Source organism: Streptomyces sp. NPDC043996 (genome assembly GCF_056435225.1).
Map to the genome: position 1 here is coordinate 411,539 of NZ_JBWKEY010000005.1, position 22,118 is coordinate 433,656.

Annotated in this window: 14 protein-coding genes and 1 riboswitch; of the genes, 5 read left to right on the forward strand and 9 right to left on the reverse strand. The window is 75.3% G+C overall.

Annotated features, from left to right (window positions below; all coding sequences use genetic code 11):
* The gene (locus tag AC07A4_RS15860) at window positions 1-1,236 is read left to right on the forward strand and encodes an MFS transporter (RefSeq protein WP_478598273.1); all 1,236 of its coding nucleotides are present in this window, start codon (window positions 1-3) and stop codon (window positions 1,234-1,236) included.
* On the opposite strand, the gene AC07A4_RS15865 is transcribed toward AC07A4_RS15860, so the two are convergent.
* The 5 genes from AC07A4_RS15865 to aceA all read right to left on the reverse strand — a co-directional run bounded on the left by AC07A4_RS15865 (window position 1,146) and on the right by aceA (window position 10,464).
* On the reverse strand, window positions 1,146-3,647 hold the full coding sequence (locus AC07A4_RS15865; RefSeq protein ID WP_478598276.1) for a M14 family zinc carboxypeptidase: 2,502 nt from the start codon (window positions 3,645-3,647) through the stop codon (window positions 1,146-1,148). The two genes, AC07A4_RS15860 and AC07A4_RS15865, sit on opposite strands and share 91 nt — an antisense overlap.
* 175 nt (window positions 3,648-3,822) lie before the next feature.
* Window positions 3,823-6,141 carry a 5-methyltetrahydropteroyltriglutamate--homocysteine S-methyltransferase gene (metE, locus tag AC07A4_RS15870; protein ID WP_478598278.1) on the reverse strand — a complete coding sequence of 773 codons (2,319 nt, stop codon included), beginning with the start codon at window positions 6,139-6,141 and terminating at the stop codon, window positions 3,823-3,825.
* Between the two features lie 171 nt (window positions 6,142-6,312).
* A riboswitch (cobalamin riboswitch) is annotated at window positions 6,313-6,536 on the reverse strand.
* Between the two features lie 66 nt (window positions 6,537-6,602).
* Window positions 6,603-7,481, reverse strand: coding sequence for a 3-hydroxybutyryl-CoA dehydrogenase (locus AC07A4_RS15875; RefSeq protein WP_478598280.1), 879 nt, complete (start codon window positions 7,479-7,481; stop codon window positions 6,603-6,605).
* Complete coding sequence (aceB, locus tag AC07A4_RS15880) at window positions 7,478-9,058, reverse strand: malate synthase A (protein WP_478598282.1); 1,581 nt, start codon at window positions 9,056-9,058, stop codon at window positions 7,478-7,480. The genes AC07A4_RS15875 and aceB overlap by 4 nt, the downstream gene beginning before the upstream one ends.
* 104 nt (window positions 9,059-9,162) lie before the next feature.
* The gene (gene aceA / locus AC07A4_RS15885) at window positions 9,163-10,464 is read right to left on the reverse strand and encodes an isocitrate lyase (RefSeq protein WP_478598284.1); all 1,302 of its coding nucleotides are present in this window, start codon (window positions 10,462-10,464) and stop codon (window positions 9,163-9,165) included.
* A 385-nt stretch (window positions 10,465-10,849) separates the two neighbouring features.
* Here aceA and AC07A4_RS15890 point away from each other — a divergent pair, with 385 nt between their 5' ends.
* Window positions 10,850-12,274 (forward strand): short-chain fatty acyl-CoA regulator family protein, encoded by a 1,425-nt coding sequence (locus tag AC07A4_RS15890; protein ID WP_478598287.1) that lies wholly within the window; start codon window positions 10,850-10,852, stop codon window positions 12,272-12,274.
* Window positions 12,275-12,278: 4 nt separating this feature from the next.
* Here the strand turns inward: AC07A4_RS15890 and AC07A4_RS15895 are convergent, their stop codons facing one another.
* The 3 genes from AC07A4_RS15895 to AC07A4_RS15905 are packed head-to-tail and all read right to left on the reverse strand — an operon-like array spanning window position 12,279 to window position 18,004.
* Window positions 12,279-15,266, reverse strand: coding sequence for a tetratricopeptide repeat protein (locus AC07A4_RS15895; RefSeq protein WP_478598289.1), 2,988 nt, complete (start codon window positions 15,264-15,266; stop codon window positions 12,279-12,281).
* A gap of 3 nt (window positions 15,267-15,269) precedes the next feature.
* The gene (locus tag AC07A4_RS15900; RefSeq protein WP_478598292.1) at window positions 15,270-16,643 is read right to left on the reverse strand and encodes a hypothetical protein; all 1,374 of its coding nucleotides are present in this window, start codon (window positions 16,641-16,643) and stop codon (window positions 15,270-15,272) included.
* Window positions 16,640-18,004, reverse strand: coding sequence for a hypothetical protein (locus AC07A4_RS15905; protein WP_478598295.1), 1,365 nt, complete (start codon window positions 18,002-18,004; stop codon window positions 16,640-16,642). The genes AC07A4_RS15900 and AC07A4_RS15905 overlap by 4 nt, the downstream gene beginning before the upstream one ends.
* A gap of 177 nt (window positions 18,005-18,181) precedes the next feature.
* Here AC07A4_RS15905 and AC07A4_RS15910 point away from each other — a divergent pair, with 177 nt between their 5' ends.
* From AC07A4_RS15910 to AC07A4_RS15920, 3 genes are all read left to right on the forward strand, one after another.
* On the forward strand, window positions 18,182-18,607 hold the full coding sequence (locus tag AC07A4_RS15910; RefSeq protein ID WP_478598298.1) for a hypothetical protein: 426 nt from the start codon (window positions 18,182-18,184) through the stop codon (window positions 18,605-18,607).
* Window positions 18,608-18,643: 36 nt separating this feature from the next.
* Window positions 18,644-20,104, forward strand: coding sequence for a hypothetical protein (locus AC07A4_RS15915; protein ID WP_478598299.1), 1,461 nt, complete (start codon window positions 18,644-18,646; stop codon window positions 20,102-20,104).
* Window positions 20,105-20,234: 130 nt separating this feature from the next.
* Window positions 20,235-20,900 carry a class I SAM-dependent methyltransferase gene (locus AC07A4_RS15920; RefSeq protein ID WP_478598302.1) on the forward strand — a complete coding sequence of 222 codons (666 nt, stop codon included), beginning with the start codon at window positions 20,235-20,237 and terminating at the stop codon, window positions 20,898-20,900.
* A 35-nt stretch (window positions 20,901-20,935) separates the two neighbouring features.
* Here the strand turns inward: AC07A4_RS15920 and AC07A4_RS15925 are convergent, their stop codons facing one another.
* Window positions 20,936-22,051: a MerR family transcriptional regulator gene (locus AC07A4_RS15925; RefSeq protein WP_478598305.1), complete on the reverse strand. Its 1,116-nt coding sequence runs from the start codon at window positions 22,049-22,051 to the stop codon at window positions 20,936-20,938.
* Window positions 22,052-22,118: the final 67 nt, after the last annotated feature.

Below are 22,118 nucleotides of genomic sequence, written 5' to 3' on the forward strand. Positions count from 1 at the left end.
GTGACCGCTCCGGGCAGCGAACGCGCGACGCCGCCGCACCGGCTGCGCCGCAACCGCGACTTCCAGCTCCTGCTGTGGGGCCAGGGCCTGTCCGTCCTCGGCTCCGGCGCGGCCGCCCTCACCCTGCCGCTGCTCGTCCTCGCCGAGACCGGATCGCCGCTGCGGGTCGGCCTGGTGGAGGCCGTCTGGACGGGCGCGGTCGCGCTCGCCTGCCTCGCCGCGGGACCCGTCACCGACCGCTGCGACCGGCGCGCGGTCATGCTGGGGTGCGAGTACGGCCGCGCCGCCGTCAGCGCCGCCTTCGCCACCGCCATCGCCCTCGGCCACGCCTCGCTGCCCGTCCTGTGCGGCGCCGGGGTCCTCCTCGGTCTGCTCGCCGCGCCCTTCGGCACCGCCGGACTCGCCTCCCTCCAACGGATCGTCCCCGCCGACCGGCTCGCCACGGCCCTCGCCGCCAGCCGCGTCCGCGGCCAGGTCGCCGCCCTGCTCGGCCCGCTCGTGGGCGGCGCCCTGTTCACCGGCGGCCACAGCCTGCCGTTCTGGCTGAACGCGGCCTCCTTCCTGGTCTCCGCCGCGACCGTGCACGCCCTGCGCACCCCTCTGGACGCCGCCGAGCGCACCCTGGCCCGCTGGTGGGCCGCGTTCACCGAAGGCGTCCGCTTCCTGTGGCGCGACCGCGTGCTGCGCCGCCTCACCCTCGTCGCCTCCGCGCAGAACTTCGCCGTCGACGGCGTCGCCCTCACCGTCGTCGTGGTCAGCGGGCGGCACGGCACCTCCAGCCTCACCATCGGTGTGCTGTACGACGTCTGGGCGGCCGGAGCGCTCGCCGGCGCCCTCCTCGCGCCGCGCCTGATCGACCGGGTGCCCGCCCGTGCGGTGCTCCTGGCCTGCGGAGCCGCCTGCTCGCTCGCCGTGCCCCTGATGGCGCTCAGCGCCGCGCCGGTGCTCCTCGCACCGCTGCTGTGCGCGTGCGCGGCCGCCGTCTCGCTGTCCGCTTCCTTGATGACGTACGCCCAAGTCGCGCGCACGCCCGACGCGTTGCAGGGCCGCGTCCACAGCGGGGTCGGGCTGCTGCTGCTCGCGGCGCCGCCGCTCGGCGCGACCCTCGCGGGCGCGCTGCTCCAATGGTTCCCGGACGCCGTCTCCTACCTCGCCTTCGGCGGCCTGCTCCTGCTGCTCACGCTGTGCACCGCGCAGATGTCACCGACGTCGACGCTCTCGCCGCGCTCGGCGTAGACGTCCGTCAGCCCGACCACCCGGCCCGTCGGCGACGTACAGGACAGCTGGTACGCCTCCTTCTCGCCGTACGTCGCCGGGAGCGGCGGGGCGAAGTCGACGCGCCCGCTCCAGTCGTCGACGGCGGCCGGGTCGGCCTGCGCGTAGTTCACCAGGACCGCCCGGTAGGTGCCCGGCGGCGGATCGAGGAGGACGGCGCGCGCGGACGTCTCCCCGCTGGTGTCGGAGGCGACGGGCGCCCCGGACGCGTCGTACAGGTACAGGTCCCAGTGCGTGCGCGGCGACGACCAGGAGACGCCCACCGTCAGCTTGCCGTTGTCGACGTCCGGCGGCCCGCCGACGCGGAACGTGGAGCTCTCCGCCGCCGGGTCGCCCGGGTAGCCGTCGTTGACCGGGGGCACGCCCGGCGGATTGGTCACCGCGAGGCCGTCCTGCGGCGGGCCCTGCGGGTCGCGCCCGTACCGCCCGGCGACGTACGGCCGCGTCGAGGGGTTCACCGCCCACCGGAACCGGCCCCCGCGCGCCTCGAGCACCGACTCGAGGCGGTCCGTCACCTGGAGCGGCGGCTTCGTCGAGCCGTCCGGCTGCAGCACCGGCGACGTCGGCGTGCGGAACGTCTTGCGCAGCCGCAGGACGTGCCCCTTGGGCGCCCGCCCGGTCAGCGTCGCGTGCGCGGCCGGGTCCGCGGTGTCCTTGAGCACGGCGAGCAGCGCCCCGCGGTTGCCGCCCCGGCCCGCGCCGGGCGAGGGGGGAAGACCCGCGTACTCGGCGACCACGGCCTCGGCGTAGGGCCCGTGGAAGCCGCCGCCCGCGAGCTCCACGGTCAGGCCCCAGCCGCCGGTCGCCCAGTACGACCAGTCCTCGGTGGCGCCGGTGTTGTCGTACAGCTGCCAGCTCGGCCGGGACGGGTAGCCGGTGCGGGCGGCCACCTTCTCGGCGAGCGCGCGGTAGCGGGGCTCGTCGAGCGGCGGCCGGGTGTCGGCGAGTCCTGGCGGGCGCAGGACGAGCGCGGCGGGCGTGTGCAGCGTGGTCAGATGGGTCACCTGGCGCGAGGACACCAGGGCGCGGACGTTGCGCGCCTCCGGCTCGCTGAAGGGCTCCGGTCCCCGGTAGGCGTCGCCGTTCCAGGTGGGCCCGGCGCCCGGGCCGCCCCAGAAGCCGCCGTAGTTCCGGTTGGGGTCGGTGCCGCGAAGGCGGCCCGCGGGGTTGGCCGCGCACACGCCCGTCGCGTACGGCGGTGGCGCGTCCCGCACAGCGCAGTTCTTCCGCTTCGACTCGTAGTCGAAGCGGGACTGGTCGCCCTTGGGCGCGGCCTCGCGGGACACGGCGAACCCGTCCGGGCTGACGACGGGCACCACCACGCTCCGGGTGCGCGCGACGAGCGGGCGCAGGGGGCGATGGAGCGCGTACCCCCGCACCAGCTCGTGCGCCCACTCCATGGCGACCTCGCCGCTCGGCCACTCGCGGGCGTGGTGCACCCCCATCGTCAGGTCGACGGGCTTGCCGTCGCCCGCGTGCCGCACGCCGTCGGTGATCTCCACGCCGACGACGTCCCGGCCCTCCCAGGTCGGCTCGGGCAGTGTGAACACCCGCACCAGACGGGGGTGCTTACGGGCCAGCTCCTTCAACTCGTACTCGTAGTCGTACAGATGCCGGTAGCCGGTCCGCCCCGACGGCAGCGGCGAGCGGGCGGTGCGCGCCGCGTAGGCCCGGTCGGCGCGGGCGTCGCGCACGGACCGCGCGGCCAGGTCGCGCTCCACCACCCGCCACCTAAAGCCGTGGCGGGCGAGGGCGGCCCGGTCGCCGCCGTCGGCGAGCACGACGTCGAGTCCTTCGCCGTCGCCCTTGCCGGTGACGTCGAAGCCGAGCCCTACGAGCCGGTCGCGGTCGGCGCGGGCGGGGGCGCGCACGCGGACGAGCTGGGGCGGCGGCGCGGCGGCGGACGGGGCGCCGCGGGGCGTGCCCGTCCGCGCGGCGCCGGTCGCGCTCGGCGGCGTCGCCAGGAAGTCGAGGCCGAGCCGTGCCGCTGCGGCGGGCCCGCCGTAGCGGCACCCCTGCACCACGAGCCGCTGCCCGCGCTCGACGAACCCCTCGGCGAGCTCCCGGGACCGGGGGCCCGCCGAGGCGGCGACGACATCGCCGGTGGCGCGGTCGAACACGGCCACGTCCCAGTCGCCCCGCGCGCCGCCGGGCGACGTCCGGGCCACGGGGGACAGCCGCGCCCGCACGAGGCCGTCGGCCGTGGCGGTCACCTCGCGCCGGTCGGCGCCCGCGGCCCCGGCGGCCAGCGGCCGGGCGAAACAGGCCCGGGCGAAGGACCGTTCGGCCCGCAGCACGTCCGGCGGGGCCGCGCGGGCGGCGCCCCCGGAGTCCACGGCGAGCAGGGACGCCACGACCGCGCCCGCGCTCACGAGTAGGCAGACCCCGGCGGCTCTGCCGCGCGGGCCCCTCGGCCTCCGGCCCTCGCGCACGCGACCCCCGCCTCCTCCCCGCTCCCCCTCACGCGCTCACCTCGTGGCCGCGCCGGGTGAGTCGTGTGTAGCACGGCGGGCGGAGACGGGAAACGGGGCGATCGGCCACCTGCGGTCAGGGGGCCGACAGCTCCCCGCGCACCGCACGGGCGGCGGCGACCAGGTTCTCCAGGGAGGTGCGGGTCTCCGGCCAGCCGCGGGTCTTCAGGCCGCAGTCGGGGTTGACCCACAGGCGTTCGGCGGGGATCGCCTCCAGGCCGGTGCGCAGGAGCGCCGCCGCCTCCTGGGCGCTGGGGACGCGGGGGGAGTGGATGTCGTACACGCCGGGCCCCGCCTCCCTCGGATAGCCGTGGGCGGCGAGTTCACGGGCGACCTGCATGTGGGAGCGGGCCGCCTCCAGGCTGATGACGTCGGCGTCGAGGTCGTCGATGGCGGCCACGATGTCGCCGAACTCGGCGTAGCACATGTGCGTGTGGATCTGGGTGTCCGGGCGCACCCCGCTGGTGGTGAGCCGGAACGCCTCCGTGGCCCAGGCCAGATAGCCCTCGTGGTCGGCGGCGCGCAGCGGCAGCGTCTCGCGCAGGGCGGGCTCGTCGACCTGGATGACGGAGGTGCCCGCGGCCTCCAGGTCGCCGACCTCGTCGCGCAGGGCGAGCGCGACCTGGCGGGCGGTGTCGCCGAGCGGCTGGTCGTCGCGGACGAACGACCAGGCGAGCATGGTGACGGGGCCGGTCAGCATGCCCTTGACCGGGCGGCTCGTGAGCGACTGGGCGTACGTGGTCCAGCGCACCGTCATCGGCACGGGGCGTGAGATGTCGCCCGCGAGGACCGGCGGGCGCACATAGCGCGTGCCGTACGACTGGACCCAGCCGTGCTGCGTGGCCAGATACCCCGTCAGCTGCTCGGCGAAGTACTGGACCATGTCGTTGCGTTCGGGCTCGCCGTGCACCAGGACGTCGATGCCGGTCTTCTCCTGGAAGGCGACGACCTCCTGGATCTCGGCCTTGATGCGCTCCTCGTAGCCGAGGGTGTCGATGCGGCCCGCGCGCAGGTCGGCGCGGGCGGCCCGCAGGTCGCCCGTCTGCGGGAAGGAGCCGATGGTGGTGGTGGGGAGCAGCGGCAGGCCGAGGTGGGCGCGCTGGGCCGCGGCCCGCTCGGCGTACGGCTGGGAGCGGCGCCCGTCGGCGTCGGTGACGGCGGCGGCGCGGGCGCGTACGGCCGGGTCGTGGGTGAGCGCGGACCCGGCGCGCGACGCCAGGTCGGCGCGGTTGGCGGCGAGTTCGGCGGTGATGGCGCCGGTGCCCTGCGACAGGCCCTTGGCGAGGGTGACGATCTCGGTGGTCTTCTGCCGGGCGAAGGCCAGCCAGCGCAGGATCTGCGGGTCGATGTCGCGCTCGGCCGCGGCGTCCAGGGGGACGTGCAGGAGCGAGCAGGAGGCCGACACGTCGACCCGCTCGGCGAGGCCCAGGAGGGTGCCCAGGGTCGCCAGGGACTTCTCCAGGTCGTTGATCCAGATGTTGCGGCCGTTGACGACCCCGGCGACCAGGCGCTTGCCGGGCAGCCCGCCGACGGCGGCGAGCGCGTCGAGGTTCGCGGTGGCGGACTCGGTGAAGTCCAGGGCCAGGCCCTCGACCGGGGCCTTCGCCAGGACGGGCAGGGCCTCGCCGAGGCGGCCGAAGTAGGAGGCGGCGAGCAGCTTCGGCCGGTCGGTGAGGGCGCCGAGGTCGCGGTAGGCGCGGGCGGCGGCGTTGAGTTCGGCCGGGGTGCGGTCCTGGACCAGGGCGGGCTCGTCGAGCTGCGCCCACGCGGCGCCCGCCGCGCGCAGGTCGGCGAGGACCTCGGCGTACACCGGGAGCAGCCGGTCCAGGAGCGTCAGCGGCTCGAAGTCGGCGGCGACGCCGGGCGCGGGCTTGGCGAGCAGCAGATACGTGACGGGGCCGACCAGGACCGGGCGGGCGTCGAGGCCGAGCGCGAGCGCCTCCTTCAGCTCGGCCACCTGCTTCACGGAGTTCGCGGTGAAGACGGTGTCGGGGCCCAGTTCGGGGACGAGGTAGTGGTAGTTGGTGTCGAACCACTTGGTCATCTCCAGCGGGGCGACGTCCTGGGTGCCGCGCGCCATGGCGAAGTAGCCGTCCAGGGCGTCGGCGGCGACGGCGTCGCGGTGGCGCGCGGGAATGGCGCCGACCATGACGGTGGTGTCCAGGACGTGGTCGTAGTACGAGAAGTCGCCGGTGGGGACCTCGTGGATGCCCGCCTCCGCGAGCTGGCGCCAGTGGGTGCTGCGCAGTTCGGCGGCGGTGGCGTGGAGGGCGTCGGCGGTGCCGCGGCCCTTCCAGTAGCCCTCGATGGCCTTCTTCAGCTGCCGGTCCTTGCCCTGGCGGGGGTAGCCGTACACGGTGGCCCGTGCTGCCGCGGCTGCGGGCTTGCTGGTCACGGAGATCTCCTTCGCGAGATGAGTCCCTGAGGTCCCGGCGACGGGACGGGGGCGCGAAGGGTGACGGAGCGGACGGAGGGATACGACCTGGCGCGATATCCGCGCGGTCGTCCGTTCGCTCTGTACGCCGACCCGCCCTCGAGGTCACCGGGATGTCCGCGCGCGAAGGGGTCCGCGCACGGGCAGTTGGCAGGTCTTCGGACTCGCGGGCACGCCCTTCCTTGACGGAGGACTCCTACTGGCCGTCGCTTCCCAGGCCCCGTTCGTCGGGCCCAGTGCGTGTGACGGCGGTCGTTCCCGCTCACCGCTGCGGGGCAGTCCCGGATTCCCACCGGGTTCCCTCTTGCGACGCTCCCGCCTGGCGGACGGGGCGAACCAGCTGCGTGGGTCAGCTTAGGCGGGAACGCGCCGCCGTGGGGACGCGCTGTCCATGATGCGGACAGCGCGGGCCCTGGGCCGCCTCAGCCCCGCTGGCGCCGGTCGTAGACGTGGAAGCCGCGCCCGGACTTCTGGCCAAGGAGGCCCGCCTCGACCATGCGCTGGAGCAGCGGCGGCGGCGCGTACAGCGGTTCCTTGAACTCCTCGTACAGCGAGTTCGCGATGGCCGCGACGGTGTCGAGGCCGATCAGGTCCGCGAGGCGCAGCGGGCCCATGGGGTGGGCGCAGCCGAGCTCCATGCCGTGGTCCACGTCGGCCGCGGTGGCGAAGCCGGACTCGGTCATCCGGATCGCCGCCAGGAGGTACGGGATGAGGAGCGCGTTCACGATGAACCCGGCCCGGTCGCGGGAGTGCACGACGGTCTTGCCGAGCGTCGCCGTGGCGAAGTGCCGTACGCGGTCCGTGGTCCGCGCCGAGGTGTGCAGCGAGGTGACGACCTCCACCAGCGGCAGCACCGGCACGGGGTTGAAGAAGTGCAGGCCCACCACGCGGTCGGCGCGCTGGGTCGCCATGCCGAGCCGCATGACCGGGATCGAGGAGGTGTTGGTGGCGAGGATCGCCTCGGGGTCCTCGACGACCTTGTCCAGGGCGGCGAACACCTCGGTCTTGGCGTCGGGGTTCTCGACGATGGCCTCGATGACGAGCTGCCGGTCGGCCAGGTCGTCGAGCTGCCCGGTGAAGGTGAGCCGCTCCAGGGCGGCCTCGGCCTCGCGGGGCGTCGACTTGCCGTGCCGTACGGCCTTGTCGAGGGAGGCGGCGACGCGTGCGCGGGCGCCGTGCGCGGCGGTGGCATCCGCCTCGCACACGAGCGTGTCGAGCCCCGCCCGCGCGCACACCTCGGCGATGCCCGCGCCCATCTGGCCGCCGCCGACGACTCCGACGCGCTGGATGGCGGCGCTCATGACCGGGGCTCCGTGGTGCGCACGAGGTGGCGGCTGTAGGCGTCGGGCGTGAAGAACCGGGGGAGTTCGGCGGCGAGGGCGCAGCGCTCGAAGAGGCCGCGGACCTCGGCCAGGGGAGCGAAGGGGAACGCGGCCACCAGCGCGTCGAGTTCCTCGTCGAGGACCCGCAGCACCTCCTCCCGTGCGACGGCCCCGTGGCGCAGCCACTGCCAGATCTGCACCCGTGCGATCTCGGCGGTCGAGGCGTCCTGCGTCACCCCGTCCACGACGACGGTGCCTTGTCCGCGCAGCCAGGCGGCGAAGTAGCGCACCGCGACCAAGACGTTGACGCGCACGCCCTCGGGCGTCGGCGGCCCGCTGACGCGCCGCACGGCCAGGAGTCGCGCGGGCGTCACGTCCACGTCGCCGCGGGCCCGGTCCAGCTGGTGCGGCGCGTCGCCGAGCACGCCGTCGAACGCCTCCCGGCACGCGGGGACGAGCGCCGCGTTGGCGACCCAGGAGCCGTCGAAGCCGTCCTCGGCCTCGCGCTCCTTGTCCAGGCGCACCGCGGCGAGCGCGGCCGCGGCGGCTTCCGGCTCCCCGTCCGGGACCTGGGCGGCCATGGCGCCGATGGCGTGCGCGCCGCGCCGGTGGCAGGTGCTGACCATGAGGTCGGTGTACGCGTGCAGGAACGGGGCGGTCATGGTGATCCTGGCGCGGTCGGGGAGCAGGAAGTCCGTGCGGTGCCCGAAGGTCTTGATGACGCTGAAGAGGTAGTCCCAGCGGCCCGCGGTCAGCCCGGCGGCGTGCTCGCGGAGTTCGTAGAGGATCTCCTCCATCTCGAAGGCCGCCGTGACCGTCTCGATGAGCGCGGTCGCCCGGATCGTGCCCCGCGGGATGCCGAGGAGCTCCTGCGCCAGGACGAACACGTCGTTCCACAGGCGGGCCTCGTAGCGGTTCTCCAGCTTGGGCAGGCTGAAGTACGGGCCGTGCCCGGCGTCGAGCTGCCGCTGGGCGCAGTGGAAGAAGTACAGGCCGAAGTCGACGAGCGCGGCGGGCACGGCGCTCCCCTCGTACTCCAGGTGCTCCTCGTCGAGGTGCCAGCCGCGCGGCCGGACCGTGATCGTGGCCGGGGGCCTGTGCTCCGCGCCCACGGGAGTCGGGTGGCCGATGCGCCGCTCGACGGCGTCAAGGAGCACGACCTGCCCGTCGATCACGTTCGCCCAGGTCGGCGCCGTGGCGTCCTCGAAGTCCGCCACCCACACCCGCGCGCCGGAGGCGAGGGCGGCCGCCGCCGCGCGGCGCTCGGGCGGCCCCGCGATCTCCACCCGCCGGTCGAGGAGCCCGGGGCCCGGCGGGGCGACGCGCCAGTGGGGGTCCTCGCGCACCCGGCGCGTCACCGCCGGGAAGTCGAGCGGGGACCCGGCGGCGAGCCGGATCGCCTGGCGGCCGCGCTCCTTGAACAGGTCCCGGCGGCGCTCGCGGAAGGCCGAGGCGAGCGCGCCGACGAAGTCGAGGGCGGCGGGGGTGAGGATCTCGTCGTGGCGGTCGCCGGGGGCGGCGAGGACGCGGACGCGGTGCGTGAGGAGCTGCGGCATCGGATCTCCTGGCGGGCGGGCGGGCGGGGTGGCGGTCGGCGGGCGACGGGGCTAGGGCCCCAGGGGTCCTAGCGGTCCAGGGGGTCCCAGGGGTCCCAGGGGGCCTAGTGGAACTGCTCCTCCTCGGTGGACCCGGCGAGGGCCGTGGTGGAGGAGGCCGGGTTGACGGCCGTGGAGACCAGGTCGAAGTAGCCGGTGCCGACCTCGCGCTGGTGCCTGACCGCGGTGAAGCCGTGGGCCTGCGCGGCGAACTCCCGCTCCTGGAGGTCGACGTAGGCGGTCATGCCGTGCTCGGCGTAGCCGCGGGCCAGGTCGAACATGCCGTGGTTGAGGGAGTGGAAGCCCGCCAGGGTGATGAACTGGAAGCGGTACCCCATCGCGCCGAGCTCCCGCTGGAACTTGGCGATCTGGTCGTCGTCGAGCGCCGCCTTCCAGTTGAAGGACGGCGAGCAGTTGTAGGCCAGCATCCGGTCGGGGAAGCGGGCGTGGATCGCCTCGGCGAACTCCCGGGCCTGCGCCAGGTCCGGCGTGCCCGTCTCCATCCAGAGCAGGTCGGCGTACGGGGCGTAGGCGAGGCCGCGGGCGATGGCGGGGGCCATGCCCTGGCGCACCCGGTAGAAGCCCTCCGCGGTGCGCTCGCCGGTCACGAACTCCGCGTCGCGCTCGTCGACGTCGCTGGTGAGCAGGTTCGCGGCGAGCGCGTCGGTGCGGGCCACGACGAGGGTCGGCACGTCGGCGATGTCGGCGGCGAGGCGGGCCGCGTTGAGGGTGCGGATGTGCTGGGAGGTCGGCACGAGGACCTTGCCGCCGAGGTGGCCGCACTTCTTCTCCGAGGCGAGCTGGTCCTCGTAGTGGATGCCCGCCGCGCCCGCGGCGATCATCGCCTTGGTCAGCTCGAAGGTGTTGAGGGGACCGCCGAACCCGGCCTCAGCGTCGGCGACGATCGGCGCCAGCCAGTCCCTGGTGTCGTCGGCGCCCTCGGCGGTGGCGATCTGGTCGGCCCGCAGCAGCGCGTTGTTGATGCGGCGCACCACCTGGGGAACGGAGTTGGCGGGGTACAGGCTCTGGTCGGGGTAGGTGTGCCCGGCGAGGTTGGCGTCGGCGGCGACCTGCCAGCCGGACAGGTAGACGGCCTGGAGCCCGGCCTTGACCTGCTGCACGGCCTGGCCCCCTGTCAGCGCGCCGAGCGCGTGCACGTAGTCGCTCTCGTGCAGCTGCCGCCACAGGCGCTCCGCGCCGCGGCGGGCCAGGGTGTGCTCCTCGCGGACGCTGCCGGAGAGCCGCAGCACGTCCTCGGCGCTGTAGGTGCGCTCGATGCCCTGCCAGCGGGGGTCCGTGGCCCAGCGGCGCGCGAGGTCGGCGGCTGTCTGCGGCTGCGTCTGGTGCTGTGTCTGCTTCTGTGTCATGGGGTGCACGTCTCCTTGCGGGGCTGCGAAGTGAGTGACGCCCGCCGCATGTCGGCGGGAGGGTGGCACTACGTGTCCTAGTGGGGCTGGAAGTGAAGCCGCGGCCCAGCGGCCCGCCGTGCGGCCGAGCTGAGCAACGCTGCCGACGCGGGGCCGACCGTCGCCGGGATCTCCGACGTCAGGGCCTGAGTCGTGCCCCGGATCCGGTGGGCTCCCGCCCGGAGGACCGGTGGGCCGCACAGGAACTCTGGCACTGGCACTGAGTGCCAACAACCATGGCTTCATGCCAACTTCTGTGAATCTTCCGGCCCCGGACTGCCAAGGTTGCCAAGCCTCGTGACACCCCCCGCTCCCGTAGGGTGAGGGCCTTCGGAGGGGGAGGGGCATGGCCAAGACGTACGCGGGGGCGCGACTGCGCAGGCTGCGCGAGGAACGCGGCCTGAGCCAGGCCGCGCTGGCCCGGGCGCTCGCCATCTCGCCGAGCTATCTGAACCAGATGGAGCACGACTCGCGCCCTCTCACGGTCCCGGTGCTCCTGCGTCTGACCGAGGTCTTCGGCGTCGACCCGGGGTTCTTCTCCGAGCGGGACACCAGCCGCCTGGTGGCGGATCTGCGCGAGGCCCTGGCCGGTGAGCTCGACGCGGCCCGGGTGTCCCCGGCCGACCTGGGCGAACTGGCCTCGCGGATGCCCGCGGTCGCCTCCGTGCTGCTTGACCTGGGCCGCCGCAACCAGCGCCTGGCGGAACTCGTCGGGGACGCCGGGGACCGCGACGCCGGGGGCCGCGGCTCCCCGCACGGCGACGCCGCGCCGCACTCGCCGCACGGGCAGATCCGCGACTACTTCTACCGCCGCCAGAACTACCTCCACGAGATCGACCTGGCGGCGGAGGACCTCGCCACGGCGATCGGCATCCGCCCCGGCGAGGTCCTGAGCGCGCTGACGGCCCGGCTCGCGGCCCGGCACGGCGTGCGCCTGGGCACGGAGGCGGGGGAGCGCCTGCACCGCTACGACGCCGCCTCCGCGACGCTGCACCTGTCGACGCGCCTGCGCCCGGGCCAGCGGGCCTTCCGCATGGCCACGCAGCTGGCCCTCCTGGAGCACGCCGACGACCTGGACCGGCACGCCGCCGAGGACTTCACCCCCGGCGCGCCCGCCCACGCCCTGGCGCGCATCGGCATCGCGCACTACTTCGCCGCCGCGCTGATCCTGCCGTACCGCGCCTTCCACGCGACGGCCGAGGAGGCGCGCTACGACATCGAGCGCCTCACCGACCACTACGGCCTCGGCTACGAGACCGTCTGCCACCGCCTGTCCACGCTCCAGCGCCCGCGCCTGCGCGGCGTGCCGTTCTCCTTCGTGCGCGTCGACCGCGCGGGCAACATGTCCAAACGCCAGTCGGCGACCGGCTTCCACTTCTCCCGGGCGGGCGGCACCTGCCCGCTGTGGAACGTGTACGAGGCGTTCGCCGCGCCCGGCCGCATCCACGTCCAGATCGCCGAAATGCCCGACGGACAGCGCTACTTGTGGACCGCCCGCGCCCTCACCCGCCACCGCGGCGGCTGGGGCGAGCCCGGCAAGACCTTCGCGGTCGGCCTCGGCTGCGAGATCCGCCACGCCCACAGGCTCGTCTACTCCGACGGCCTCGACCTCGCCAGGACCGCCGCGGCCACCCCCATCGGCATGGGCTGCCGCGTCTGCGAACGCCTCGACTGCCCCCAGCGCGCGGCACCGCCCCTGGGCCACGCCCTGCGCATCGACGAGAACACCAGCACGTTCGTCCCGTACCCGGTGACGGAGTCCCGTACCTGAACGGTCAGGTGACGATGTTCGTCAGGGCCGCCCACAACAGCGGCGCGTGCTCGATCCGGCCGTCGGCGCGCCAGCGGTCGAGCCGCTCGCGCTGCCAGGCGCCGAGCCGCCGCACGGGGTCGGGGTCCTCGTGCGCGGCGTCGACGGCGACGATCGCCTCCGACAGCGGGCGCACGGACGCGGGCAGCCCGGCGAACCGGTGGAAGGCGAAGCTGGTCGGCAGGGCCCAGCGGGTCGCGGTGACCAGCTCGGCGCCGTTGTGGATCATCGCGGTGGCAAGCCCGAACGACTCGGCGAACCGCAGGTCGCCGCCGCTCTCGCAGCCGATCAGGGCGACCCGCGGCGGCGCGGGCCAGATCCGCGCGCCCGCCTCCCCGTCCGGCCGCAGGGGCAGCGTGCCAAGGAGGAGGTCCTTGGCCGTCAGCGGCCGATGAGCGCGGACCGCGTCGGCCAGGCCCGTGCTCCGCGTACCGCAGCACAGGTGCAGGGAGCCGTCCTCGCTCTGCCCGCCCTCGACCGGCGCGCCGCTGACGTGCCCGACGTACAGGAGCCTGCGCGCCCCCTTCCGGAGCACCCCGCTCAGCCAGTCCCGGTCCAGGTCGGTGCGGCGGAAGGCCTCGGCGGGGGCGGCGAGGGGCGGCTCGACGGCCCCCGCGTCGAGCCGCGCCCGGACCAGCGACATGAGGTCCTCGTCCGCGCCGGGCGGCCCCAGGACCGAGCCGAGCGCCGATTCGGCCCGAAAGCCCGGCACCCGGGGGTCGAGGACGAGGACGACGGGGCGGCCGTCCCGCACCGGAGGTACTGAGGCGTGCTGCCGCCTTCGCAGCGACGTCGCCGTGGTGGTCACCACGTCCGCGAGGTCGATGAGCCGCACGTCGGACGCGTCCGCGTCGTCGACGGCCAGGAGTTCCCAGGGGACCTGGGCGACTCGGGGCGACGGCTGGACGCGCAGCAGCGGGCGGCCCAGGCGCTGCGACACCTGGCGTATCTGGGCCGTGAGCCCCTCGGGCCACAGCGCGTCGGCCAGCGTGCGGGCGAGTCGGCGCTCGGCGCGGGGGTCGGCGAGGGCGCCCGGTGCGAACGCCCGCCGCAGGCCCGCGGCTCCCTCGTCCGCCCCGGGCAGCGCGGCGGCCAGCTCGCCCACCGCCCGGTCCACGTCGGCGGCGGGCGCCCGCCCGGTGCCGAACCCGCGGGCGCCACCGGCCCACGTCCACGTCATGAACAGGTCGCCCGCGTCGGCGAGGCGGATCTGGACCACCGGGCGGTCCGCCAGGTCGTCGGTGTGCCAGAACGGGACCTCCTCCTCGTCCACGATCCGTCGGCGGTAGCGGAACTCGGCCGCCGCGATGAACTCCTGGAGCGCGATCCGGCCGGTGTCCGCCGACATCCGCACCTTCGGCGGCGGCGCGACGCGCAGCCCGGCGGAGGCGGCGGCCTCGGCGGCCACGCCACCGAGCGCCGTCACGCCGTTGTCGGCGTCTCCGCCCTCGCCCCCGTCTCCGTCTCGGTCTCTGTCCCCGTACGTCTTCATCGCCGCGTCCGGGAAGACCGGCGCGGAGGAAGGCGACACTGGCGCGGGCCCTGACCCACCGCCCAGGGCCAGTGCCGCACCCGCGCAGCGGTGTTCCACCAGTTCGAAGAGGAGCCCTTGGTCCTGGCGGCGCACGGCGAGCCGGAACGCCAACCGCAGGGCGTCGTCGGCGAGTTCGAGCCACTGGCCGCGCGCGTGGGCGGTGACGAAGTCATGGCGTGCGGCGGCAAGCGCCAGGGCGGCGGGGACGGCGAGGGAGAGCGCGGTGTCGACGGAACGCGTCTCGTGCTCGCCGTGGTCCGTCCGGTTCAGGTTGTCCTCAAGGGTCCGCGCGAGCAGGAGGTCGACCTGCGCGCACCGCTCGAAGATCTCCCGTTCCTGGTAGACGTCGCGGGCCGCCTGGGCAAGCCGCTTCATCTCCTCGATGTCGCCCCGGTCGTACGCCTGCTGGGCGCCAAGGAGCTGGGAGTCGGCGGCGGCGACCGCGGCGCCGAGCCGCCCGAACCGGTCCAGGCTCGCCGCCAGCAGGTCGCGCGCGCCCGTGGCGTCGCCGCGCCGGTCGGCGAGGAAGCTCCGGGCCTGCTCGCAGACGGCGAGTTCGCCGAACCGCCGCTGCCGCTCGAAGAGCGCGGAGGCCTCGGTGAACAGCCGCTCCGCGCGGTCGGGTTCGCCGCGCAGCAGGGCGAGGGACGCCCGGTGCGCGAGCAGCGTCTGCCGCTCACCGGTGTCCCCCAGCGCCCGGAAGGCGTCCTCGGCGCGGGCGAAGTGGTCCTCGGCGGCGTCGTACCGTCCGGTCGAGAAACAGATCACGCCGAGCGCGCAGAGCAGGCGGGGCACGGCCTCCGCCGCCCCCGCCGGGGTGCTGGACAGCAGGAGCGCGGCCTGCTCCTCGGCCGTTCCCCACGCGCCCCGGTCCATCAGCAGGAGCACCCGGTTCAGGCCGAGTTCCGCGCCGCGCAGCCCGTCGGGGTCGTCGAACTCGGGCAGCCGGGCCGCCGCCTCGTCGAGACAGGCGAGCGCCTCGTCCAGACGCCCCGTCCTGCGCAGCAGGTCGGCCCGCGCGACCAGCGTCTTCAGGAGTGTCTCCAGCCACAGCTGGCGGCCCCGGGGCCCCATCGGCGCCGCCGCGATGCCGTCGAGGAGGGCCCGGGAGCGGTCCACGGCGTCCTCGGCCCGGGGCAGGTCCGAGGCCCCGAGGAGGACGGCCCCGAGGTCGGCGAGGACGTGCGCGCGCAGGAACCGTACGTCGGGGGAGTCCTCCAGGGACCCGGCCAGGCCGAGCAACTCGTCGTACACGGCGGACGCGGCCTCGAACTCGGCGTCCCTGTGGTGCTCGTGGGCCCGGGCGAAGCCGCTGTCGAAGGGCTCTCCGTACAGCGGGACCGGCGCGGTGGCCTCCGGCTCGCCACGGGTCTCGCGCCCGCTGTCGGTCTCGTACGGGCCGCTGTTCTCGTCCGGCATCCGTCAGTAGTCCTCACTGGTGGCGTGGGCGGCGAGGACCTCGGCGAGGAACGGTCCCGAGGGGGACCCGCCGTAGGGGGAACCGGACCCGTCGTACGGCGTCGGCCGCGCCGCGTCGGTCAGCCGCCGCCGGGCCAGGGCACGGACCGCGTCACGGTCGGCGCGGCCGTCGGGCCCGGGGCCCGGGTCGAAGCCCGGCAGCAGGACGGCGGCTTCGATGCGCGGCGGCGTCGTCGCGGACGACAGCTGCGCGTACGCGGCCTGCTCCACGTCCGCCCGGCCCGCCCACACGTCGTCCCGCCGGGCGAGGGGCACCCGGGTCGGGCGGCCGCCGTTCACCCGGACCTCCGCGACCAGCGGCACGTCGACGGCTGCGGGCGCCGTGCCGTGCGCGACGGCCTCGACCTCGAACCGCCGCCGCGCACCGAGCGCCCGGGCGGTCCAGGACACGGCGTCCTCGGCGGCGTCGACGAACCCCGGCGGACAGCGGCGCCAGTCGTTGACCCCGGAACCCCGCGCGATCACCCGGCCCCCGCCGCCGGGCGGGGCGCCCGCCGCGAGGGCGTAGCCGTCCTGCCGCGCGAACAGCGCGCCGGGGCCGACCGGCACACCGGCGGCGGAGCCCCGGCCGTGGCCCCGCTCCTGGCCGAGCGCCGAGCGCAGGCGGCGCAGCTCAGGACCGTCAAGACCGGCGCAGTCCGCCGCGTCGTCGACCAGCCGCAGTACGTACTCCAAGTGCCCCACCGTGTGTGCCGGTTGGGCTGCCGTACGCCACCACTGGATCAGCGGATCGAGGGCGGCCCGGTGCTCCTCGACCAGCTCGGCCACGCAGTCATCGGGCTGGTCGCCGGAGTCCCCGAAGTCACGTGCGCCGCCCGTGTCGTCGAAGAGCTGCTGGCACTGATGGGTGAGCGCCGCCAGCTCAAGGCCAAGCACTCCGGGTTCGAGCATCGCGATCCCGTCCGTGTACGACGCGGGCCACCATCGGGCCGCCCAGTGCCCGAAGGCGAGCCGCGCGGCGGCGTCCGCGAGCGCCGTGGGCCGCTCCGGCGACTCCCGTACGACCAGCGGCTCAACCGGCTCAACCGGCTCCAGCGCCCCCGTCCCCGCGACCGCGTGCACAGCGGCCGCGACGCGCTCGCCGTGGACCGCCCACAGCCACTGCTGCGCCCGCCCCGCGTCATGGACCTCCGCCACCGGCAGTCCAGGACCCGCGAGAACCGGCCACATCAGCACCGCCCCCGCGACGTCGAGCACGGACCGCGTGAAGTCCGGGCCTCCGGCGGCCATGTCGTCGTAGGCCGAACCGGTGGCGACCCGGATCACGCCGCCCTCGCCCCGCACGACGTGGGCGTCCGCCCCGGCCCCCGCCGTCACGCGCTCCTCCGCTCGGCCGGGTCCACGGCCGTGGCCGTGAGCGCGCGCAGCGCCGACCGGACCCTGGCGCGGTGGTCCATCATCACCGAGCGGGCGACCCCGTCGAGCACCGCCCAGGCCGCCGCGAGATCCCCCAGCGGCGCGCCGTGGACGTCCCGCCCGTGCAGCCGCACCCACAGCCGCCGCATGTACGCCGCCCACGGGGTACGGAGGTCCTGGGCGAGGGCGTCCAGGGCGCCGCCGTCCGGGTCGGGGCGGGGGGACACGGTCATCCTGCGGGCGCGCAGGACCGAAGCCTCGCGCCGCCACCGGCTGTTGACGGCGCGGTGCGCGGCCGTGCTCCCGGCGGAGGCGCCGCCGGTGCCCAGCGGATCGAGGCCGACCGCGAGCGATCCGCCGAGGAGGACGGCGACGCGCAAACTCTCGTCGTACAGGCCGAGAGGGGCGCAACTGCGGCCGACCTCGGAGGTGACGAGCTCCGGCACCGTCGGCAGCTCCTCGCGCCGCGCCGACGACTGGAGCACCACGAAGAGCCGCTCGAAGAGCGTGCGGTCCAGCGGCGCGGGCAGCGTGGCCGTCGAGGCGCCCCGGCCGACCTCGGGCCGCGACGGCACCGGCCGCGCGCTGAGCCCCAGGTGCGCCGGAGGGTCCGCGCCGCCCCAGACGCCGCTCGCGCGCGCCCACAGGACCCGGCCGAACCGCCCGCCGTGCGCCGCCCCGACCATGGCGGCGTACGCCGCCGAGCCCGCCGTCGGCTCCGGCGTGCCGCACGCTGCCAGGGCCTCGGCGGCCAGCGCCACCGCCCCGGCCGCGTCCCCGGCGGGCCGACGGCTCTCCCACGCGCCGGCCAGCTCCGCGTCGAGCCGGGCGCGCAGGGCGGCGTCCGCGAGCAGGGTCTTCAGCGCCTCCACGGTGCGCCCGCCGCCCGCGTCCGCCACGTCCTGGACCACGGCCCGGGCCACCGCGTCCGCCCCGGCCGCGGGTGCGCCGTGGTCGGTGGCCAGCTCGAAGCAGCGCTGGAAGTACAGGTCCTGGGGGTTGCCCGCCACGACGCCCAGCGCCCTGCGGGCCTTCTTGAGGAGCGTGAACCACTGTGCCGTCGCCGCGAGCCGCGCACCGCACTCGTGGATCAGCGCGTCAAGCCGCGCGCCCTCGTCCGGTCCCAGGAAGTCCGCCGCGAGTTCGGGGCGCAGCGCGGGCCTGACGACCAGCGGGAGGACGATCAGTTTCACCGTCCGGGTGAGCGGTGCCCCGCCGGGCCCGCTCAGTGACTCAAGGCCAGGACCGAGGCCGCGCCAGGCGCGGTCGATGACCAGGGCGCGCGGTCGGCGCTCGGCGGCCGTCGGGCCCGGGGGTGACATGAGGGGAGCGTACGTCGCGCACGAACAGGCGGGCGAACCTGGGATCGGTAGGCGCCCGGGCCCGCCTAGCGTCCCCACCGCACACCGCACCGGACCCCGGCGGCCGAACGCGGGTCATCACCACAAGTCATCACCACAAGTCATCACCACAAGTCATCACCACAAGGAGGAGCGGTCATGGGAATCTTCGGAAGGCGCGGCAAGAACCGCGAGGAGCGGGCCGCGGAGATCGCGGGCAAGGTGGCGAGCGGCAAGGGCTTCTACGGACGGGCCACGCGCGCGTTCCTCGGCGCGGAGGACTTCGCCAAGGTCCAGGAGTCGATCGGCGCCTACCAGTCCGGCCACGACGTCAGGGAGTTGCTCGCCGCGGGAGCGCCGACCACCCCCGCGCTCGTCGTGTCGATCAGCGACACCGGCCGCCTCGTCAACGTCGACCCGGTCGTCGACCTGGTCCTCCAACCGGCCGGTACCGCCGACCGGATCACCCTCCAGACCCTGGTCTCCAAGCTGCGCGTCCCCCGCACCGGCGACCAGGTCCTGCTGATCGCCGACCCCGCCCGCCCCGGCGGCTACCTCTACGCCGGGGACGGCGTGGCCCCGTGACGTCGGCCCCACGAGAGAAGAGAAGAGGGGAGACACATGCCCAGCCGTACCGGAGTGTTCATCGGCAACCTGCTGTTCACCGCGCTCTGCCTGTCGGTGTTCCCGTTCTGCCTTGTCCTGGGGGCCGCCGCCTGGCTTGACGGCGCCGAGTGGGCCTGGGCGGTGACCGCGCTCAGCGCGGCAGGCACCGCCGCGATCCCGGTCCTGGCCGCCACCGCCACGCGGAAGGAGTTTCCCCGGCTCACGCGCGGGGACCGGGCGAAGGGCGGCGGCTTCCCCTACGGCGACGACACGTTCGTGATGCGGGCGCCGCGGTCCGCCCCGGGCCCGGCGGGCGCGCGGCTGCTGCGGGCGGACGTCCTCGAGGCCTCGCTCGTGCGGTACAGCCCCGAAGGGGAGGCGACGTTCACGACGTACCACGGCGACTACGCTCCCGCGGAGTTCACGCCGACGGTCAGGCTGCGACTGCGGGTGCGCGCGGCGGACGAACCCGCACACGACGCCGAACACGACGCCGAACACGACGCCGGGCACGACGCCGAACACGACGCCGGGCACGGGGAGTTCGAGGTGACGGACGAGTGGCGGGTGCCGTCCCTGTGCCTGTCGGCGATCACGGCGGGCCGCCTGGCCGTCCTGGTGGGCCCGGTCGGCCCCGAGGGCCCCGGCAGGGTCATCGTCGACTGGCCGCGCAGCGCGCTCCTGGCGGGCACGCGGACCTGCCGGGTGATCGACCTCGAAGGCCGGTGGACCGAGGTGACCCGGCGCCCCGGCCGCCAACTGGCGCAGATGCGGATCTCGCGCGCGGCCGGAGGCGTCACCATGGACGGCGACACGATCGACCTCCGGCGCCTGGACGCGGAGACGGCGGCGCGGTACGGCGCCCTGGCCGACCGGGCCCGCGCCTGCCCCGAGGACCGGGCCCCGGTGACCGAGCCGGGCGAGGAGGCCCGCCTCCTGGTGGATGATCTCCCGGGCGCGCAAGGCCAGTTCGGCGCCGTCGGCCGAAGCTGGTCGCGGCGCGGCGGCCACCTCGCGCGGGCCCGGTTCCTGGAGATGCGCGGCCGGACCACCTTCCAGGACCACGGCCCCGTACTCGACACGGTCCTGCGCCTCCCCTCGATGGACGGCACACCCCCCTTCCTCGCCGCCCGCCGCCTGACGGTGCCGATGAACTACCTGGCGGTCCTGCACCACACCACGGAGGCAGTCCTCTCCATCAGCCCGAACGGCAGGTCATACGTGGTCGACTGGAACCGCACCAACCTCCTCGCGGGCGTCACCACGGCCAAGGTCATCGCCCGCGACGGCCGGGAGTTCCCGCTCCCCAGACGCTCCGACGCCCTCTGGCCCCTGATGAACCTGCTGGCGTCCCACGGCCTGTCGAACCCGAGCCCCGTCCTGGACCTCCGCAAGCGCCGCATGGGCGCGGTGGCGGACGCGGTCATGGCAGTGCTGCGGGACAGGGGCCTGACACCGGCCGATCACCACCCGTAGGGTCCCTCCATGAACGGCGAGACCACGGCCACGGCCGGCGGGAACCGCTACGCGTGCGACGGCCGCGTCCTGGAGATCTTCGGCTGGACAGCGCCCCCGGCCCGGGGAGACGCGGACCACGGGAGTACGGATGCGGCGGCGGGACCAGGACCTGGCGGCGGCCCAGCGGGCGCACTGGCAGCGGACCTACGCCGACCATCCGGGCATGTACGGCGACGAGCCGTCCGCACCGGCCGTCCACGCGGCCGGGACCTTCCATGCCACGGGCGCGAAGGACGTGCTGGAACTGGGCGCCGGGCACGGCCGCGACGCCCTGCACTTCGCCCGCGAGGGCTTCACCGTCCACGCCACCGACTTCAGCCCCACCGGTCTTGAGCAGCTCCGCGCCCGCGCCGGACAGCAGGGCCTCGGCGCCTCGGTGAGCACGACGGTCCATGACGTACGAGAGCCGCTGCCGCTGCCGGACGCGTCGGCGGACGGGGTCTTCGCGCACATGCTGCTGTGCATGGCGCTGTCCACGGCGGAGATCGAAGCGCTGGTCGGCGAGGTCCGCCGGGTGCTGCGGCCGGGCGGAACCTTCGTCTACACCGTCCGCCACACCGGCGACGCGCACTACGGCACCGGCATCGCCCACGGCGACGGCATCCATGAGCGTGGCGGCTTCGCCGTGCACTTCTTCCCCCGCGCCCTGGTCGACGCGCTCGCCGAGGGCTGGCGCCTGGACGAGGTCCACGCCTTCGAGGAGGGCGAGCTGCCCCGCCGCCTGTGGCGGGTCACCCAGTCCCTGCCCCGCTGAGGACAGCGCCCGCGCCCGCCCTCGCGGGCGCTGGTTCAGGCGACCAGCAGGCGCAGCCCCAGCTCCGCCGCGTCGAGGGCGACGAGGTCGCGGTTGCGGTCGGCCCACCGGCCCGAGGAGAGGTCGGCGCGGAGGGTGTCCACCGCCCGCCGCTCGGCCACCGGCCCGACCCTGGTCCATACCGAGACCGCGCGGCGCACGTGTGCGTCCAGGTACGCCTCGGGGCGGCGCCAGTGGGCCTCGAAGAAGCCGTCGGCGCAGTCCCACGGGATGAGCAGCGGCTCCGCGCGGCCCTCGATCGCGCGGGTCATGTCGGCCAGGGAAGGCCAGCCGGTGAGCAGGTCGGCGAACTCCGGCAGATAGTCGCGGGTGAGCCAGAACCGCTGGAGCCAGCCCGTCGTGCTGGCGTCGTAGGTGAACACCACCACGCGGCGGGCCACCCGCCGCATCTCGCGCAGCCCGGCGACCGGGTCCGGCCAGTGGTGCACGGTGCTGACCGCCATCGCGGCGTCGAAGGACTGGTCGGCGAACGGCAGGCGCTCCGCGCTGGCGGCCACGCACGGCGCCGCGCCCGCGGGGCGCTGCGCGCGCATCACCGCCGACGGTTCCACCGCCGTGACCTCGCGGTCGGTGGGCTCGTAGGAGCCCGTGCCCGCGCCCACGTTCAGTACCGTCCGGGCGTCCCCGAGCGCCTCCCAGATCCGCGCGGCGATCCGCGGCTCGGTGCGCCGCGTCGCCGGGTAGGCCGACCCGATGGTTTCGTACAACTGGGCCCCGAACACCTTCAGTTGATCCTCCGGCGTCGTCCTGATCCCCATGGCCCGTGCCTCCAGTTCCTCGTCGATGGCCGCCACCATGGCGGCGGTGCGGTCGCGCTGTTCCCGCAGCAGGCCGCGCAGTCGGCGCAGGCGCGCGACCGCGTCGGTGGCCGGGTCGTCCACCAGGTCCGCGATCTCGCGCAGGCCGAAGCCGAGGCGCCGGTAGCCGAGCACGTCCCGCAGCCGCTCCACGTCGCCCGCCGCGTAGGCCCGGTACCCGGCGGCGGTCCGCGCGGACGGCCGCACGAGGCCGATCTCGTCGTAGTGGTGCAGCGTGCGGACGCTCACTCCGGCCAGCCCGGCCACGCGCCCCACGGTCAGGTGTTCCTCCATGCCGCCGACCATGCGGCATCACGCCACGTGAGGGTCAAGCGCGACCGGATGAGCGGCGCCCCGGGTG

Excerpts from the sequence above, each read along its gene's own strand:
- AC07A4_RS15915 (WP_478598299.1), top strand. The coding sequence starts at position 18,644 with ATGCCCAGCCGTACCGGAGTGTTCATCGGCAACCTGCTGTTCACCGCG.
- AC07A4_RS15910 (WP_478598298.1), top strand. The coding sequence starts at position 18,182 with ATGGGAATCTTCGGAAGGCGCGGCAAGAACCGCGAGGAGCGGGCCGCG.
- AC07A4_RS15905 (WP_478598295.1), bottom strand. The coding sequence starts at position 18,004 with ATGTCACCCCCGGGCCCGACGGCCGCCGAGCGCCGACCGCGCGCCCTG.
- AC07A4_RS15920 (WP_478598302.1), top strand. The coding sequence starts at position 20,235 with ATGCGGCGGCGGGACCAGGACCTGGCGGCGGCCCAGCGGGCGCACTGG.
- AC07A4_RS15925 (WP_478598305.1), bottom strand. The coding sequence starts at position 22,051 with ATGGAGGAACACCTGACCGTGGGGCGCGTGGCCGGGCTGGCCGGAGTG.
- aceA (WP_478598284.1), bottom strand. The coding sequence starts at position 10,464 with ATGACACAGAAGCAGACACAGCACCAGACGCAGCCGCAGACAGCCGCC.
- aceB (WP_478598282.1), bottom strand. The coding sequence starts at position 9,058 with ATGCCGCAGCTCCTCACGCACCGCGTCCGCGTCCTCGCCGCCCCCGGC.
- AC07A4_RS15895 (WP_478598289.1), bottom strand. The coding sequence starts at position 15,266 with ATGCCGGACGAGAACAGCGGCCCGTACGAGACCGACAGCGGGCGCGAG.
- AC07A4_RS15890 (WP_478598287.1), top strand. The coding sequence starts at position 10,850 with ATGGCCAAGACGTACGCGGGGGCGCGACTGCGCAGGCTGCGCGAGGAA.
- AC07A4_RS15875 (WP_478598280.1), bottom strand. The coding sequence starts at position 7,481 with ATGAGCGCCGCCATCCAGCGCGTCGGAGTCGTCGGCGGCGGCCAGATG.